This is a genomic window from Nonomuraea sp. NPDC001699 (genome assembly GCF_053596455.1).
On record NZ_JBSFGF010000011.1, the window covers coordinates 192925 to 210162 of the forward strand.

The window sequence follows — 17238 nt, forward strand, 5'->3', positions numbered from 1 at the left end:
ACCCCGCCGCCCGACCCCGCCGGTCAGCGGGCGGACCTGGCCTCGGCGGCGGCGGTGACCGGGGTGAAGAAGTTGACGAGATTGCCGTCGGGGTCGCGGAACAGCAGCGACCGGTTGCCCCAGGGCATCGTGGTGGGCTCGTTGACGAAGTCGGTGACGAAGCCGGTGAGGTTTCCGTACACGCGGTCCACGTCGTCCACCAGGAACTCGACGATCACGCTGTGGTTGTCGGCCGGGCGGGAGGATCCCGGGGCGAACAGCGGGACGGTGCGGGTGCTCGCGATCGCCAGCGTGGCGGTGCCGGTCCTGATCTCGGCGAAGTCCTCGGTGGACCAGGCCGCCGGCGTCCCGGTGGCCTTCTCGTAGAACCCGGCGAGGCGGGCGACGTCACCGGTGATGATGCGGATCGAGACGAAATCCACGGCGTTCCTCCTGCTTTTTTCTCTTGGCACCCCGCACGTTACGACTGATACTGGACAGATTCGGTCCACTATTCGCCATAAGCTCGAACTCATGTCGCCACCCACCGGTCGTGTGCTCACGCTCCTGGAGTTGCTTCAGTCGGGCGGCGTCCGGACGATGGCCGAACTGGCCGACCGGCTCGGCGTCGACGGCCGTACCGTGCGGCGGTACGTCGGTCAGCTCATCGATCTCGGGCTGCCGGTCGAGTCGGTGCGCGGCCGCTACGGCGGCTATCGCCTCGCCCGCGGCCACCGCCTGCCGCCGCTCATGCTCGACGACGACGAGGCGCTCGCCGTGCTGCTCGGCCTGATCGCCAACCGGCGTACGTCCGGCGACGCGGGTGACACGGCGAGCGAGACGGCGGCCGCGAAGATCCGCCGGGTGCTGCCCGAACGGCTCGCCCGCAGGCTCGACGCGCTCCTGGAATCCCTCGCCTTCACTGGGCCGCCCGGCGGGCCCGCCGCCCCGGACGCCGCCACCCTGCTCACGATCGCCGACGCCGTACGCCACCGCCGGCCCGTCTCGATCCGCTACGCCGACCGCGCCGGCCGGCGTAGTGACCGCACGCTGCACCCGTACGGGATCGTCAGCCACGCGGGCCGCTGGTACGTGACCGGCGAGGACCCCGGCCTCGGCGAGAACCGGACCTTCCGCCTCGACCGCGTCGCGGACGCCCGGGCCCTGCCCGGCTCGTTCGAGGCGCCGGCCGGACCGGACCCGGCGCAGCGCGTCCTGTCGGGGTTCGTCACGGCGTCCTACCGGCACGAGGTGACCCTGCGGGTCCACGCGACGCCCGAGCAGATCCGCGCCCGCCTGCCCGCCGCCGTCGCCACCGTGGAGGAGATCGCCGACGAGCCCGCCGGCGAGGCGGGCCCGGCGGGCGAGCGCTGGTTGCGCGTCGAGCTACGGGCCGAGCGGCTCGACTGGCTGCCCGCCGTGCTCGCCGCGCTCGACCGGCCGTTCGTCATCGAGCGCCCCGGCGAGCTGCGCGACCTCGTCCTCGCCGTCGCCGACCGCCTCGCGTCCCGCGCCCGAGCCTGATCCCCCGGCGTCACACGCCGACGAAGCTCACCGTCTCCGTCAGGTCCGCACGACCGGTGCGCAGCGGTGGCACGTCCTCCTTCTCGAAGCCCACCGCGACGCCACAGAGCAGGACAAGTCCGTCATGGGCTCCGGCGATCTGGCTGACGGTCTCGCGGTACATCGTCCACATCACCTGGGGGCAGCTGTGCACCCCTTCGGCCCTCAGCAGCAGCATGACCGTCTGCAGGTACATGCCCGCGTCCGCCCACTGCCCGGGGCCCATCGTCCGGTCCAGGTAGCAGAACAGGACGACCGGCGCCCCGAACGCCGCCGAGTTCAGGGCGGCGATCCTCCTGGGCCTGTCGGGGGCGTCGCGCTCGATCCCCAGCGCCCTGTACCGCTGGTCGGCCGCGGCGGCGAAGCGGTCCAGGTACGGCGAGGCCAGCTCGGCCGGGTACATCGGGTACTCCCGCTCGTCCCCCGGGTCACCCGCCAGCGCCCTGGCCGTCGCCCGCCGTTTCAGTTCGGCCAGCGGCTCGCCGGCCAGGACGTACAGCCGCCACGGCTGGAGGTTCCCGCTCGACGGAGCCCGTGTCGCGGCGGCCAGCACGCGTTCGAGCACCTCCTTGGGGACCGGCTCGTCGCTGAACGCCCGCACCGCCCGGCGGCTGTCCACGGCTTCGTACACGTCCATGCCTGCTCGTCCTCTCACTCAACTGCCCTTGCGGGCCGCGGCGTAGAGCCGTGCGGCCGTCACCGCCGTGCCCGCGACCGCGGCCGTCACCAACCAGATCATGAACGTCGGATAGAGATAGACCACCTGGATCCACATGATGTCGCCACCTCTGAGGAGCACCCTCATGATCGGGACGACCGTGACGCACAGCGCGAGCGGGACCAGATACGGCAGCAGCCGCCACCGCCGCCACCCGCCGTGCACGACGGCCCAGCGCCGGGAGCGGGCCACAGCCCGGACGGCCGGCCCGGCGGTCGCGAGGGTCAGCAGGACGAACAGGATGTCGGTGACGAGGTAGGGCGGCGACGAGGGGATCTCGGGGGTGCCTCCCTCAATCAGGGCAACCAGGCCGTCCATGAGGGCGTCGGCGTCGCCGAAGGCCGTTCCGGTGTTCGCCATGACCGCGACGCCGTACCCCGACTCCGGCATCAGCAACTGGGCGGCCGTGGAGGTGAAGAGGTCGCCGTCGTGCCGGACGACGGGAGTGCCGCGGGCGGTCTCGCCGATCATCCAGCCGAGGGCGTACTCCGCGTCCTGCTCGGACGGCGTGCGCATCTCCTTGACGCTCTGGGGAGACAGGATGCCGTTGTTCTGCGCGATCAGCCACCGGGCCATGTCGTCGGCGGTGCTGAGGATCCCGCCCGAGCCGTTGCCGAACCCGGACGGCTCGGGCACGGCGACGGCCCGGCCGAGGACGACCAGATGGCCGCGGGCGCTGCCGGGCAGGTCGCGGTCGGTGTCGACGGTCCTGCTGCCGCGCATGCCGAGGGGCGTGAAGACGTGCGCGTCCAGGTACGCCGCGAACGGCTGCCCGCTCACCACCTCGACCAGCCGCGCGGCGACCTGGTAGTTGGTGTTGTGGTAGCTGAAGGCGGTCCCCGGCTCCGCGGCGAGCTTCGCCGTCCTGAGCCGTGCCACGGCGCCTTGGAGCGTGTCGGGCTGGGGCAGGCTCTTCTCGCGAAAGGCCGAGTCAGCCATGCCGGACGTCTGGTTGAGCAGCTGCCGCACGGTGATCCGCGCGGCCCTGGGATCCGCCATGGTGAACTCGGGCAGGTAACCGCGCACCGGCTTGTCCAGCTCGACCTGCCCTTTCTCCACCAGTTGCAGGACGGCGAGCGAGGTGAAGGACTTGCTGACCGACGCCACGGCCATGGGCGTGCCGGCCGTCACCGGCTCGCCGGAGGCGGTCTCGCCGTACCCGGCGGCGTGGACGATCCGCCGGCCCTTGGTGATCGCGACCGCGGCCCCGGGGAGGCCGGTCGCCTCGCGGTACTTGGTGACGAAGGCGTCCACCGACGAAGGGTCGAGGTCGTGCGGCGGAACCGGGCCGGACGCGAGCGGCAGGGCGAGGCAGAGCACGGCGAGGAGGTTTCTGAGCACCCGCCCAACGCTATGAACCACCCTCATTCCGCAACCATTGCGATATCCCTCCGCTTTTCCTACGGAAAACCGCTATTCCTCACGGAAGCCGCGCAGGGCCGTCATCCCACCGCGCGGCGGGACGACGGCCCGGGTGCGGCGGTCAGGAGCCGGCGGCGATCTGCTGGAACTTGGTCAGGACCGCGCGCGGGTCGCTGCCCGGCGCCAGCGCGGCCCCCAGCTCGGCGGCCAGCGTGCCGCGCAGCTCCGCCCAGACCGGCTCCGAGGTCGGGTCGAAGCGGGCCTTGGCCACCATGTCCACGACGGGGGTCACCTTCGGGTCCTGGCGCATGAGCGCCGAGGCGGACGCGGTCGTCGGCAGCAGGCCCTCGACCTTGAGGTACTTGGTGTAGTTGTCGGCCTGGTAGAAGTAGTCGAGGAACTCGCGGACCAGCTGCTGGTTGCCGTCCTTCTTGAAGGCCATCAGGTAGTCCTGGATGCCGTGCGTGGCCGGTTCGGCGCCGTTGTTGGTGGGGAACGGCGCGGTGCCGTAGTCGATGCCCGCCTTGTCCACCGGGTCGAGGAAGGCCCGCGTGCCGAAGGACGCGTACACCATGGCCGCCTTGCCCTGCGCGAACAGCGGCCAGGTGCCGTCGGCGCGGTTGGTCTGGCCGGGGTTCGGCTGGGTGTAGCCGTCCTTGGTCAGCGACTTGAGGAAGTCCAGCGTCTCGACGGCGCGATCGCCGTTGACGGCCCACTTGCCGTCGGCGCGCCAGTCGCCGCCGTCGGCCCGCAGCCAGGTGCCGAACTCGTAGCCGCCGGCCTCGGCGCCGAGGGCCAGCGCGTACGGCACGTACCTGCCGGGCAGCGCCTTGATCGCCTTGGCCGCCGCGCGGAGCTCGTCCCAGGTGGCCGGCGGCTTGTCGAGCCCTGCCTCCTTGAGGATCTTCTTGTTGTAGTACATGCCGTTGACGGTGGCGACGAACGGCAGGCCGTACTGGCCGCCGTCGTAGGAGGCGTTCTCGGCGAAGGACGGCAGGAAGTCCGACAGCACCTCCTTCGAGACCACCTCCTCGGCCCGGTACAGCAGCCCGGCCTCGGCGTAGTCGGCGAAGACGTTGCCGTTGAGCACGTCGGGGAACTGCTTGGTCTGGACCATGGTGTTGACCTGGCTCTGCAGGTTCCCCCAGTCGATCACCTGCAGCTCGACGTTCTTGCCGGGGTGCTTGGCCTCGAAGGAGGCGATCAGCTCGTCCCAGTAGGGCCGGGTGCCCTCGGTGTACTGGGCCACGACCAGTTTGATGGAGTTCTGGCCGTCGCCGCCCGATCCGTCCGAGCCGTCCGAGCCGCCGCCGCACGCGGTCAGCGCGAGCACGAGACCGGTGAACGCGGCCAGGCCGCCGAGCCGTCGTCGTCTTGTGGGGGTCATCTCACACCGATCCTTGTCGTTGTCACTTGGTGCTGCCCGCGGTGAGGCCGCTCACCAGGTGCTTCTCGATGAGCGCGAACAGGATCACCGCGGGCACGATCGCCATCAGCGCCGCGGCGAACAGGTACTGGTAGTTGGTCTCGTACAGGCCGACGAACTGCTGGACGCCGACCGTGAGCGGCACGCGGCCGCCCGCCGGGTCGTTGAAGAGCGTCAGCGCGATGACGAACTCGTTCCACACCTGGATGAAGGTGAAGATCATCACGGTGACGAGGCCGGGCGCGGCCAGCGGGAGGATCATCCGCAGCATGATCCGGAACTTGCCGAGGCCGTCCATCATGGCGGCCTCGTCGATCTCCACCGGGATCGCGCCGAAGTGGGCGTGCAGGATCCACACGGCGAAGGCGAGGTTGAAGGCCGAGTTGATGGCGATGATGACGAAGTAGCTGTTCACGCCGTCCACGAACACCGCCTGCCGGTACAGGCCGATGAGCAGCGCGACGGCGGGGAACATCTGCGTCACGAGGATCACGCTGAGGAACGCCGAGCGTCCCTTGAACCTGGAGCGCGCCAGCACGTACGCGGCGGGCGCGGCGACGACCAGCACCAGCGCCGTCGAGGCCAGCGCGACGGTCAGGCTGACCCGGAAGTAGTCGGCCAGCGGGATGCGCCGCCACACGTCGGCGTAGTTGGACCACGCCCAGCTCTTGGGCAGGTAGTCGGCCGGGACGGCGAACAGTTCGGCGTCCGTCTTGAGCGATCCCAGCAACATCGCGACGTACGGGGCCAGGAAGAACAGCGCCACCGCGAACCCGATGACCGGGAGCACCACGGGACGGACCCGCGCCCATCCGCGGCCGGCCCGCACCAGCACCGGCCTGCTCCGCCTGCCGGGAACCGGCCCGGCGGGACGCTCACCGGCAGGCTGCTCCTCGGCGGGACGTTCTCCGTCCGGCACGGGCGTCCTGTCGCTCGCCGCCGGGTTGCGGTGAGGACGCAGGACCAGCACGAAGGCCAGGATGAGCAGCAGCAGGAAGGCCACGTTGAGCACGCCGAGCGCGGCCGCCTCACCCGAGTCGAGCTGCGCCGTGAACGCGATCTTGTACAGCCACGTCACCGTCGTGTCGGCGTGGTTGCCCGCCGTCTTGCCCATGATCACCCAGATGACGGTGAACGCGTTGAAGACGTGCAACATGTTGAGCACGAGCGCGATCATGAGCGACGGCCGCAGGATCGGCAGCGTCACCCGCCGCCAGGTCGCCCACGCGCTCGCCCCGTCCATGCGGGCGGCCTCCAGCACGTCGTGCGGCACGGTCTGCAGGCCGGACAGCAGCACGTAGGTGGTGAACGGCATCGAGGTGACGATCCCGACCGCCATGATCGAATACAGCGCGGTGGCCGGGTCCTTGTACCAGTCGACGGGCGCGGAGATGATCGACAGGTCCATCAGCAGGCGGTTGAGCAGGCCGTTGCCGCCCTCGTAGATGAAGCGCCACACGGTCGCGGTCATCACCAGCGAGGTCGCCCACGGCACCACCAGCGCGAGCCGGACGAACTTGCGGCCGAAGAACGGCTTGGACAGGAACTGCGCCAGCGCCAGCGAGAGCAGCATGGTCAGGCCGACGACGATCACCAGCCACAGCAGCGTGTTGCCGACCACCGGGCCGAGCGCGTCCTCCTTCAGGAGCCTGGCGTAGTTGTCCAGCCCGGCCATGCCCTTGACCAGCCCGATCCTGCTGATGTCGAGGAAGGACATCCAGACCATGTACAGGGCGGGGAAGCCGACGACGGCGGCGATGAGCAGCGTGCTCGGCGTCAGCCAGCGCCAGGGCACCGTCCGCTGCCACAGGTCGGCGAGCCGGGCCGCCGCGGGCGTCCTCACGGCGCGTCCCTGAGGTTGGCGGTCCAGGAGTCGAGCGTGGCCAGCCACTCGTCGCGCTCGGCCGGCATGCCGGGCACCCCCGGGCGTCTCTGCCACGGCAGCGGGCCGGACTCGCGCCGGTACTCCACGCCGATCGCGTCGAGGCGGGCCAGGTGGGCGGCCAGGCGGCGGCGGAAGTCGGCCAGATCCCGCTCGGGGCCCGACCAGACGGTCTCCGCGAACGCCGCCAGCCGGGGGAAGGCCATGTAGTCGACGTGCCGGGTGGAGTCGATCAGCTCCGTCCAGATCCCGCACTGGGCTCCCAGGACCCGTTCCGCGGCCGGGTCGCCGCGCAGCTCCGGCGGGACGGGCTCGAAGGCGTAGACGTCCTCGACGGTGAGCACGGTCCTGAACGGCAGCGGCTCGTCGTCGCGTTCGCTCTGCCGGTAGTCCAGGTAGACGGCGGTGTTGGAGCAGTTGATGACGTCGTGCCCGGCGCGGGCGGCGGCCACCGCGCCCAGGTCGGCCCGCCAGGAGGCCACCACCGCGCCGGGGGCGAGGCCGCCCTCCAGGATCTCGTCCCAGCCGACCAGGCGGCGCCCGCGTCCGGCCAGGTAGTCGTCGAACTGGCGGATGAACCAGCTCTGCAGCTCCTCCTCGTCGCGCAGGCCCAGCTCGGCGATGCGGCGGCGGGCCGCCGGGCTGTCGCGCCACTGCTCCTTGGGGCACTCGTCCCCGCCCACGCACACGTACGGGCTGGGGAAGAGGTCGAGCACCTCGTCGAGGACGTTCTTGAAGAAGTCGATCGTGGCGTCCTCGACGTTGAGCACGTTGTGCCCGACGCCCCAGGTGGTGCGCACGCCGAGCGGGGTGTCGAGGTTGCCCAGCTCGGGGTAGGCGGCGATGGCCGCCTGGGTGTGGCCGGGCAGGTCGATCTCGGGCACGACCGTGATGTGCCGGCGCGCGGCGTAGGCGACGATCTCGCGGAGGTCGTCCTGGGTGTAGAAGCCGCCGTGCGGCCGGCCGTCCATCTCGCCCAGCCAGCCGACCTGGCTCTCCTCGCGCCAGGAGCCGATCTCGGTGAGGCGCGGGTAGCGCTTGATCTCGATGCGCCAGCCCTGGTCGTCGGTCAGGTGCAGGTGCAGGACGTTCAGCTTGTGCAGGGCCATCAGGTCGATGAAGCGCAGCACGTCCGCCTTGGTCATGAAGTGCCGGGCCACGTCGAGGATCGCGCCCCGCCAGGCGAAGCGCGGGCGGTCCTCCACGTGCACGGCGGGCAGTTCCAGCGGCACGCCCGCGCCCGCGCGGCGGAAGGCGTCGGGCGGCAGGAGCTGGCGCAGCGTCTGCGCCCCGTAGAAGGCGCCGGCCGCCGATCCGGCGTCGAGGGTGACCTCGCCGGGCGTGACGGTCAGCCGGTAGGCGTCGGGGGGCAGGTCGGCGAGGCCGAGCCTGATCGTCGCCGGTCCCGGGCCGCCGGGCAGCAGCTCGCCGCCGGTGACCGGGCTGAGCTCGCCGCGCAACCAGGCGGCGACCTCGCCGAGCGCGGGATCGGCGGTGAGCGCGGTGCTCCGGTCGATGACGAAGCGGCCCGGTCTGGCCTCGTGGTGCAGGGGCTTGGGGACGATCATTGACGGCCTCTCGGAGCTGATGAAGGAGACTCTTCGCCGCGGGCGCGTTCCCGGGCGTGACCGACGGCGCCGTACGGGGCCCAGCCTCCTTTACGAAGGAGCGCTTCATTAGTAGCACCGGCCCAGAGCGAGGGTCAATGCTCATTCGTGCTCGTATCAGCCCTTCTTGCTCAGCTTCGGACCCCGGGCTGGCATAATGAGTTCCGCCCTTATCGAGGAGACCTGCGTTAGGACGGCTCTTGGCCCCCACACTTCGCGGCGGCGACCTGTCACGGCTCAGACAGCTCAACGTCCTGACCGCGATCGCGGCACTGCGCGCCGCCGGCCCGTTGACCCTGTCGGCCCTGGCCGAGCGGACCGGGTTGTCGCGCCCCTCCACGAAGGAGGTCGTGGACGAGCTGATGACGCTCGGCTGGGTGGAGGAGACCCCGCCCGCCCAGGGCACGGTCGGCCGGCCGGCCCGCCGCTACCGGTTCCGCGCCGGCAGCGGCTACCTGGTGGGGCTCGACATAGGGGGTCACAACATCCGGGCCGCCCTGGCGGATCTGAACGGCGTGATCCTCTCCGAGACCCGCCAGCCCGTGGAACCGGACACCCCCCTGGACGAGCGGCTGGCCGCGATCGAGCGGACGGTCGCGAGCTGCCTGGCGCTGGGCGGCAAGACCATCGAGGACGTCTGGGTCCTCGCCGCGGGCACGATCGGCGTGATCACCCCCGAGGGACGCATCCTCTACTGCGCCGCCATCCCCGCCTGGACCGGGTTCGACCTGGCCGGGCACCTGCGAAGGCTGTTCCCCTGCGACGTGCTCGTCGAGAACGACAGCCGCCTGGCCGCCCGGGCCGAGGCCGTGCGCGGCGCCGCCCGCGACGTCGACGACGTGGTGTTCCTGCACGTCGGCCGCCGGATGGGCGCCGCGGTCATCATCGACGGCAAGGTGCACCGCGGGTTCGGCACGGCGGCCGGCGAGATCGCCATGCTGCCGCAGGCGCGGTTGTTCGACGCGTCGCGACACCTCCAGAGCTGCGCGATCATCCCCGAGGGCACCCCGCCCGCGGACGCCGCCGGCTACACCCTGGCCGCCGCCCGCGCGGGCGACCCGGTGGCGCTGGCCGCGGTCGAGCGGTACGTCGACGACCTGGCCGTCGGCACCAGCGCGATGGTGCTGCTGCTCGACCCGCAGGTCGTCGTGCTGGGCGGCGGGTTCTCCCGATCGGCCGACGTGCTGCTGCCGCCGCTGCGCGCCCGCCTGGAACGTGCCTGCATCCGCCTGCCCGACCTGCGCGCCTCGACGCTGGGCGACGAGTGCGTGGTCACCGGCGCCATCGACTATGCCGTCGCACACGTGGACGCCCAGCACTTCACCCCGGACGCGCCCCTGCCGACCGCACGCTGACCCCCCGAGACGCTTCCGGGGGCGATGCGTCCTTTTTCGCCCGGAATGAAACCCCTGATGCACGGGTGTCGCCAATGGCTAGCGTGGCGGAGTGCAAACAGTGATCACCCGAGACGGCCGCACCCTCGCCGTTGAGCAGTACGGCATGCCCGACGGGACACCCGTCTTCTATCTGCACGGCACCCCCATGGGACGCCTGGCCCGCCATCCCGACGACTCCTTGTTCACCGGGCTCGGCATCCGGCTGATCACCTTCGACCGTCCCGGGTTCGGCGGTTCGACGCCCCTGCCCGGACGGCGGGTGGTGGACGGCGCGGACGACGTCGTCGCCGTGGCCGACGCGCTCGGCCTCGACCGCTTTGCCGTCTACGGGGTCTCCGGCGGCGGGCCGCACGCGCTGGCGTCGGCCGCCCGCCACCCCGACCGGATCGTCCGGGTCGCCTCGCTGGCGGCGCTCGCCCCGCGCGACGCCGAAGGGCTGGACTGGACGGCCGGGATGATGGAGGGCAACCAGCGCAGCGCCGCCGTCGCCCTGCGGGACCGGGACGCCATGATCGCCCACCTGGAGACGGACTCGTCCGAACCGCCGCGGTTGCCCCCGGCCGAGGCCGCCGTCCTGGCCCGTCCCGAGATCGGCGCCATGCTCTCGGCCGCGTACGCCGAGGCGGTCCGCCCCGGCGTCGGCGGCTGGGCCGACGACGTCATCGCCCTCTTCGGCCGCCCGTGGGGCGTGGACCTCGCCTCCGTCACCGTTCCGGTCCGGCTCTGGCACGGCGAGCTGGACGGCGTGGTGCCGGTCGCGCACGCCCGCTGGCTCGCCGCCTACCTCCCCACCGCCACGCTCACCGTTCAGCCCGACGGCGGACACGCCGGACACTTCGCCGCCACCCCGGCCACGCTGGAATGGCTGCTGCGCGGCGACGAACCCCACGTCGAGCAGGGCGAGGCGAGCGAGACCGGGTCACCCGTCTAGGCGGGCGTCCGGGCGGCTAGTGCGGGATGGCGTCGATCAGTTCCCGGGCGCCCTGGCGGAGCAGCGCGACCGCGACGGAGGTGCCGAGGGTCGCCGGGTCCAGCGGGCCGGCCCACTCGTGGGCGTCCAGCACCTGCTTGCCGTCCGGGGAGAAGACCCGGGCGCGCAACGACAGCCGGCCGTCGCGCTCGGCACGGGCGTGACCGGCGATGGGCGAGTTGCAGTGGCCCTGGAGCACGTGCAGCAGCATGCGCTCGGCCGTGACCTCCCGCCACGTGTCGGGGTGCCCCAGCCCGGCGACCGCTTCGGCGGTCGCCGGGTCGTCCTCGCGGCACTGCAGGGCGAGCACGCCGGCTCCGACCGGCGGGCACATCGTCTCCGGCGACAGCACCTCGGTGATCCGGTCCGGCAGGCCGATGCGCTCCAGCCCGGCCACCGCCAGCAGCAGCGCGTCGGCCTCGCCCGCGTCCAGCTTCTCCAGCCGCCGGTTGGCGTTGCCGCGCATCGGCACACAGCGCAGCTGCGGATGCGACGCGGCGAGCTGGGCGACGCGCCGCACCGACGACGTGCCGATCCGGGTGCCGTCGGGCAGCGCGTCCAGCGTGAGGCCGCCGGGGTGCACGAGCGCGTCGCGCACGTCGTCACGCTTGAGGAAGGCCGCGAACACGGTCCCGGCCGGGAGCGGACGGTCGGCGGGCACGTCCTTGACGCAGTGCACCGCCAGGTCGGCCCGGCCCGCCAGGAGGGCCTCGTCGACCTCCTTGGTGAACGCGCCCTTGCCGCCCAGCGCCGACAGCGAGCCCTGCCACCGGTCTCCGGACGTGGTGACCGGCACGACCTCGGTGCGGATGCCGGGGTGCCTGTCGGCGAGTTCGCGCCGTACGCGTTCGACCTGGGCGAGCGCCATGGGAGAGGAGCGCGTCACGATGCGGATCAACTCGGGGACGGTCATCGTCCGATCGTAGGGCGTCGCCTGCCCGCCGCGCGGAGCAATCGCCCGCCGTCCGTGACGTTCCCGGGCCGTCCGCCCCACGAATCCGCCTATGGCGGCCTAAGGTACGGATCATCACCATTCACGGGGAAGAGAACGGGGACGTACATGATGGCGAACGACCCGGCGCGGCCGACGTTGATGACGCGGGTGATCGCGGCCTACAGGGGCGAGGTGAGCACGGACGAGCTGGAGGCGTACCGGCGTGCGGGCGGCCTGGTCTACACCGAGCTGGAGCACGCCGAGGAGCTGCGCTTACGCCTCGTCCAGGACGGCGTCAACCTCTGGCACGGCTCGCAGGCCGCCTCCGGCCAGCTGCTGTGCACCTGGAACGCGTTCGTGCTGCAGACCATCGGTGAACAGCTGCTCGACGCCGACTACACCGCCGACCCGCGCACCGCGGGCTACGTGCCGCCGGTCACCAGCCGGCAGGTGGCCGCCTGCTTCGGCCAGGTGGAAGGCTGGGTGTCGCGCGCCCGGCAGGCGGCGGGCAACAGCCGCTACCTGGTCGAGACAGAGCTCCAGCTGCCCGCCGACCTGCCCGAATGGGCCGAGGCGGACCCCTGCCCGCTGCCCCACCTGCACGGCATGCTGGCCGCCGCCCGGGCGATCCGCCGGCACGCCGAGGTGGCCTTCGGCGTGTTCGAGCAGACCGTCCCGGACGCCCACGACCACCAGGCCGACCTGCAACGGCTGCGCCAGCTCGTGGCCGAGGCCGCCACCGCCGCCGACTACGCCGAGGGGCTGCTCAAGGCCGACCCCCGGCCGAGCCTGCACGAGGCGATCGAGCAGCGGCTCCAGCGCTCCCTGGAGCTCTACTACCACGTGGGCCAGCTCATCGCCATGCCCCGGCACATCGCCGGCTACCGCAGCACCGCCACCCGGCCCGCCGCGACGTACGAGTCCCTTGACGTCGACGCCCGCGACTTCGACGCCTGGTGCCTGACCGACCCGCAACGGCGGGAATTCTGGCAGGCCGACCCCAAGGCCAGGCAGGCCGTCAAGGAGATGTGGGAGTACGACCCCGACCCGGCCGCCACCCTGCGCATCCAGGGGCAGATCAACGCCGCCTTCCGGGACGGCGCCATCGCCTACGCCGTCGACGCCGCGGGCGAGCCGCTCGGGAGCTACTACTGCTGCCCGTTCCCCGCCATCTACTCGGTGCGCAGGCCGGTGGTCATCGGCGGCAGACGGCTGCGCCCCATGCAGCAGTTCACCTACGAGGCGTCCGCCGAGGAGATGGAGCGCGGCGGGCCGTTCAAGCGCGAGATCATCGTGGCCGACTTCAGGCCGACCGACGACATCGACTACTGCGACCCCGACGGGCTCCACGGCGACTAGGACTCGCCCGGCCGTCTCGGGGGCGGCCGCCGAGCGAGCGGTGCCGTGGTGGCGCGGGCGGCTGGCATGATGATCGGATGGACGTTCCCACCCCCGTCGACCTCGACGCATGGCCCCGCCGGCAACACTTCGAGCACTACCGCCGCGTCCCGTGCACGTACTCGATCACGGTGGAGGTCGACGTCACCGCGTTCGCCGCGGCGCTGCGTCAGTCGCGGCGCAAATCCTACATCGCGCAGATCTGGGCGCTCGCCACCGTCGTCAACCGGCACGACGAGTTCAGGATGTGCCTCACCACGTCGGGTGAGCCGGCCGTGTGGCCCGTCGCGCACCCGGCGTTCACGGTCTTCAACGCCGAACGCGAGACGTTCTCGTGCGTGTGGGCGCCCTACGATCCCGGCTTCGGCGCCTTCCACGACGTCGCCGCGCCCTTGCTCGCCGAGCACAGCCGGGCCGCCGACTTCTTCCCGCAGGGGGCGCCCCCGGCCAACACGTTCGACGTGTCGAGCCTGCCGTGGGCGTCCTTCACCGGGTTCAACCTCAACATCGGCGACAACTGGGACCATCTCGCGCCGATCTTCACGCTCGGCCGCTACACCGAGCGGGACGGCCGCGTCCTGCTCCCCCTCGCCGTGCAGGCCCACCACGCCGTCGTGGACGGGTTCCACTCGGCCCGCCTCGTCAACGAGTTGCAGGAGCTGGTGGCGGACCCGGCCTGGCTGGAGACCTGACCCACCCGTTCACAGGGACTCCAGGATCTCGACCGCGCGGCCGTTCCCTTCCTCGGCCCGGACGCGCCGGCCGAGTTCGGCGGCGGTGTCCGCCATCCGGGCGTCGGTGGCGGCCAGGCGGAGGGCGGCGGCCAGGCCGTCCGGGGTCAGCCGCCGCTGCGGCTGGGGCGGCCCGGCCACGCCGACGGCGTGCGCGCGGGCCGCCCAGAACGGCTGGTCGGCGACGAACGGGCAGATCACCTGCGGCCGTCCGGCCAGCAGGGCCGCGGCGGTGGTGCCGCTGCCGCCGTGATGCACGATCGCGGCCATGCGCGGCAGCAGCCAGTCGTGCGGCGCCTGGTCGAGCAGGTGCACGCCGTCAGGAAGATCGGTGGCCTGGATGCCGCCCCAGCCGGTGGCCAGCACGGCACGCACCCCCGCCCGCCGGACGGCCTCGGCGACGACCCGGCCGAGCCGCCACGGATCGGTGCCGGCCATGCTGCCGAACCCGACGTACACCGGCGGCGGCCCGTCGGCCAGGAAGGCGGCCAGCTCAGGCGAGGGCGTCCAGTCGGGCGGGGCGGGCAGGTACCAGAAGCCGGTGGTGTGCACCCATGCCGGATAGTCCAGGCCGCCCGGTGTGTCGTGGGGCAGCAGGTGGCGGCTGAAGGCGTGCAGGACCGTCGCCGGGCCTCCGTCCGGACGGCGCAGGAGGTCGTGCCGGCCGCGCCGCCGGGGCAGGTCCAGGCGCGAGCGCAGGTCGTCGGCGATGCCGGCGAAGGAGCGCAGCATCAGCTTGATCGACAGGTAGGAGGCCCGGTTCAGCGCCCTGGGCAGCGGCAGCGGCAACATCGGGTTGCGGAAGGCGGCGGTGGGCACCCACACGGGCTGGAGCGCGGCGGGCACCGCGGGCACGCCGAGCCGTTCGGCGACATGGGCGCCCGGCATGCCGGGCGCGTGCACCACCAGGTCGGCGCCCTTGCCGGGCCCGTCCAGCACCACGTCCGCCAGGTCGGTGAAGACCTCGGCCATGAGGGGCTTGCTGCGGCGCATCACCTGCAGGGCGACCTTCTTGCCGCGCAGGCCGCGGTAGTTGGTCTCGACCGCCTGACGGATGCCGGGGTCGTCGATGAGCGTGTTCGGGCCGTCGTGCAGCGGCGCGAAGGCGATGCCGTGCGGACGGGCCAGGCCGGCCATGGCGGCGGGGGCCGCCAGCACGGCCTCGTGCCCGGCCCGCTTCAGGGCGAGGGCCAGGGCGGCGTACGGCTGCACGTCGCCACGGGTGCCGTGGGTGAGGACGAGGACCTTCATCGGCGCTCCTTGCTCGAAAGGACTGTTGCGCTCGCCGACCAGGCTTCCCGGCACACCAACGGCCTGTCTGAAGGGCCGAACAACAGCACAATATACCGAAGTTTCAGAAATTCCTGAAGTTTGGGTCATTCGGTTATGATCCCTGTCAGGAGGTGGCGCGGTGAGCGACCAGGAACGATGGCAGGCCGCCGAGCGGCTGGCCCTGGTGCTGACCGAGGGCGGCCTGCAACGCATGTCGGCGCGCGTCCTGGCGTTCTTCCTGTTCACCGACGCCGAGACGGTCACCATGGGCGACATCGCCGACCGGCTCGACGTCAGCGCGGGGTCGGTGTCCGGCGCGGTCAAGGCCCTGCTGACGACCGGGCTCATCGAACGCCTGCCCGCGCCCGGCAGCCGCCGCGAGCACTACCGGCTGCGCGACGACGCCTGGCCCACCTTGTTCTCCACCCAGAACACCATGGTGCACGTCCTGCTGCGGGCCGCCGAGACCGGCATCGCCACCACCGCCTCCGGCGACCCGGCCCACACCCGGCTGGCCCGGATGCGCGACTTCTACCAGTTCCTGCTGAGCGAGCTGCCCGGCCTGCTGCACCGCTGGGAACAGACCCACGCACCCCGCTGAGCGAGCCGCGCCACCGTGGTCGGCCGCCGCACGTCGATCCGAAGGGACATCAGATGACCACCCGTGACCTCCCTGCGAACGACGACGTCCGGGACCCCTTCGGCACGTTGCGCCGCGCCTTGTGGATCGGCGGTGGCCAGTGGGCCGGAAAGTCGACCGTGGCCCGGCTCCTGGCCGTCCAGTACGGCATCACCGTCTATCACTACGACTACCACGACGCACGTGGGCACAACGATCGCCGGATCGCCCGCCGGGTCAGCCTCGGCGAGCCCGCCGCCGATCCCGATCCGGACCAGGTGTGGGTCCGTTCCACCCCGGAAGAGATGGCCGCCGAGACCCTGACCGGCTTCCCCGTACGGTTCGAGTGGGCCCTGGACGACCTGCGCGCGCTCGTCTCGGGCCTTCCGATCATGGCCGAGGGCTGGGGACTCCGCCCCGAACTCGTCGCCCCCATCATCGACTCACCGCGCCGGATGGTCGTCATGGTGCCCACGCCGGAGTTCCGCCGACACCAGCTCCACCACCTCCCCCGGGCCTCCGCATTCGGGCACGAGGTCAGCGATCCGGCCCGAGCACAGGCCAACCGCGTGGCCCGGGACGCCCTCGTCGCGGAGGACGCCGTCCGCACCGCCCGCCGGCTCGGCATCCGCGTGGTCGAGGTCGACGGTTCCCGCGACGCCGCCGCGATCGCGGAGATCGTCGCCGACCATTTCAGCCCCTACCTCCCGGGGCGAGATCGCACGGCTTGACGCCCGGCGACCGCACCGGCCATCACGGGAGCCGCACGAGTGTGCAGGTGACGCCCTCCTCGGGAGGTCCGGCGTGCCCGCACTTGTTCGCGACGGGGATGTTCGAGGGGTTCTCCGGTCCGAGCCGGGCGCTTATGCCGACCCACTTCCCGCTTCCGTGCCTCGGGAGCTCGATGGAGAAGGTGTATCGCAGGTCTCCGAGGCCGGCCAGTGAAGGTGGCGGGTCACGACGACGGCCAGGAGAACCGTGGCCGCGGCGATCCCGCCCAGGAAGGCCGCCTAGCCCACCGCGTTCTGGCTGGAACTGCTCGCGTTGCCGATGTACGACCAGGCGATGATCACCCACATCACGACGAGAAGGACGCTGGTGACGTTGCGCAGCGGCGCGGTGGCGACACCCGCCGTGACGCCGGACACCCCGAGTACGCCGGCCGCTACGGTGACACTGCCTGCGACGACGTTGATGACCTGGCCGTAGCTCTGCCTGTCGGAAGAGGAGGCGTCGGCTGTCGGTCTCCTGGGCGGGATCATGGCCTTCACCGGGGTTCTTCTCGTCACACCCGCTCGATCGAGCGACGCCCGGGCCGCGTTACGGGACTCCCCGGCGGGCACTCGGCCATCTCGTGACACTTCTGTTAACAGAAGGTAA

Annotated in this window: 16 protein-coding genes; 7 read left to right on the top strand and 9 right to left on the bottom strand. The window is 71.9% G+C overall.

What is annotated here, in order from left to right; all coding sequences use genetic code 11:
- Nucleotides 1-23 precede the first annotated feature (23 nt).
- Nucleotides 24-422 (bottom strand): VOC family protein, encoded by a 399-nt coding sequence (locus ACWCSU_RS30525; RefSeq protein WP_357696834.1) that lies wholly within the window; start codon nt 420-422, stop codon nt 24-26.
- A gap of 91 nt (nt 423-513) precedes the next feature.
- On the opposite strand from ACWCSU_RS30525, the gene ACWCSU_RS30530 reads away from it, so the two are divergent.
- Nucleotides 514-1503 (top strand): helix-turn-helix transcriptional regulator, encoded by a 990-nt coding sequence (locus tag ACWCSU_RS30530; RefSeq protein ID WP_364087857.1) that lies wholly within the window; start codon nt 514-516, stop codon nt 1501-1503.
- Nucleotides 1504-1513: 10 nt separating this feature from the next.
- Here the strand turns inward: ACWCSU_RS30530 and ACWCSU_RS30535 are convergent, their stop codons facing one another.
- From ACWCSU_RS30535 to ACWCSU_RS30555, 5 genes are all read right to left on the bottom strand, one after another.
- Nucleotides 1514-2179, bottom strand: a complete 666-nt coding sequence (locus ACWCSU_RS30535) for a nitroreductase (protein ID WP_449939610.1) — start codon at nt 2177-2179, stop codon at nt 1514-1516.
- 18 nt (nt 2180-2197) lie between these two features.
- Nucleotides 2198-3601, bottom strand: a complete 1404-nt coding sequence (locus ACWCSU_RS30540) for a serine hydrolase domain-containing protein (protein ID WP_449939612.1) — start codon at nt 3599-3601, stop codon at nt 2198-2200.
- Nucleotides 3602-3743: 142 nt separating this feature from the next.
- Nucleotides 3744-5009 carry an extracellular solute-binding protein gene (locus ACWCSU_RS30545; protein WP_449939614.1) on the bottom strand — a complete coding sequence of 422 codons (1266 nt, stop codon included), beginning with the start codon at nt 5007-5009 and terminating at the stop codon, nt 3744-3746.
- Between the two features lie 22 nt (nt 5010-5031).
- Complete coding sequence (locus ACWCSU_RS30550; RefSeq protein WP_357696824.1) at nt 5032-6891, bottom strand: ABC transporter permease; 1860 nt, start codon at nt 6889-6891, stop codon at nt 5032-5034.
- Entirely contained in the window at nt 6888-8498 is a 1611-nt protein-coding gene (locus ACWCSU_RS30555) for a beta-N-acetylhexosaminidase (protein WP_357696822.1), read from the bottom strand. Before ACWCSU_RS30555 ends, ACWCSU_RS30550 begins: the two co-directional genes overlap by 4 nt.
- Nucleotides 8499-8737: 239 nt before the next feature.
- Here ACWCSU_RS30555 and ACWCSU_RS30560 point away from each other — a divergent pair, with 239 nt between their 5' ends.
- Nucleotides 8738-9892: an ROK family transcriptional regulator gene (locus ACWCSU_RS30560; RefSeq protein ID WP_364087868.1), complete on the top strand. Its 1155-nt coding sequence runs from the start codon at nt 8738-8740 to the stop codon at nt 9890-9892.
- Nucleotides 9893-9992: 100 nt separating this feature from the next.
- Nucleotides 9993-10865: an alpha/beta fold hydrolase gene (locus ACWCSU_RS30565; RefSeq protein WP_449939617.1), complete on the top strand. Its 873-nt coding sequence runs from the start codon at nt 9993-9995 to the stop codon at nt 10863-10865.
- Nucleotides 10866-10881: 16 nt separating this feature from the next.
- Here the strand turns inward: ACWCSU_RS30565 and hemC are convergent, their stop codons facing one another.
- A complete protein-coding gene (hemC, locus tag ACWCSU_RS30570) occupies nt 10882-11817 on the bottom strand; it encodes a hydroxymethylbilane synthase (RefSeq protein ID WP_449939621.1) in 936 nt (311 codons plus the stop codon).
- Nucleotides 11818-11964: 147 nt separating this feature from the next.
- Here hemC and ACWCSU_RS30575 point away from each other — a divergent pair, with 147 nt between their 5' ends.
- Together ACWCSU_RS30575 and catA are read left to right on the top strand one after the other, a co-directional pair.
- Complete coding sequence (locus ACWCSU_RS30575; protein WP_449939624.1) at nt 11965-13197, top strand: hypothetical protein; 1233 nt, start codon at nt 11965-11967, stop codon at nt 13195-13197.
- A gap of 77 nt (nt 13198-13274) precedes the next feature.
- Nucleotides 13275-13928 (top strand): type A chloramphenicol O-acetyltransferase, encoded by a 654-nt coding sequence (gene catA / locus ACWCSU_RS30580; RefSeq protein ID WP_449939626.1) that lies wholly within the window; start codon nt 13275-13277, stop codon nt 13926-13928.
- A gap of 9 nt (nt 13929-13937) precedes the next feature.
- On the opposite strand, the gene ACWCSU_RS30585 is transcribed toward catA, so the two are convergent.
- Complete coding sequence (locus ACWCSU_RS30585; RefSeq protein ID WP_357696811.1) at nt 13938-15218, bottom strand: glycosyltransferase; 1281 nt, start codon at nt 15216-15218, stop codon at nt 13938-13940.
- 160 nt (nt 15219-15378) lie between these two features.
- Here ACWCSU_RS30585 and ACWCSU_RS30590 point away from each other — a divergent pair, with 160 nt between their 5' ends.
- On the top strand, nt 15379-15840 hold the full coding sequence (locus ACWCSU_RS30590) for a GbsR/MarR family transcriptional regulator (RefSeq protein WP_449939629.1): 462 nt from the start codon (nt 15379-15381) through the stop codon (nt 15838-15840).
- Nucleotides 15841-15893: 53 nt separating this feature from the next.
- Complete coding sequence (locus ACWCSU_RS30595; protein WP_449939632.1) at nt 15894-16589, top strand: hypothetical protein; 696 nt, start codon at nt 15894-15896, stop codon at nt 16587-16589.
- A gap of 279 nt (nt 16590-16868) precedes the next feature.
- Here the strand turns inward: ACWCSU_RS30595 and ACWCSU_RS30600 are convergent, their stop codons facing one another.
- Entirely contained in the window at nt 16869-17129 is a 261-nt protein-coding gene (locus ACWCSU_RS30600; RefSeq protein ID WP_449939634.1) for a hypothetical protein, read from the bottom strand.
- Nucleotides 17130-17238 lie beyond the last annotated feature (109 nt).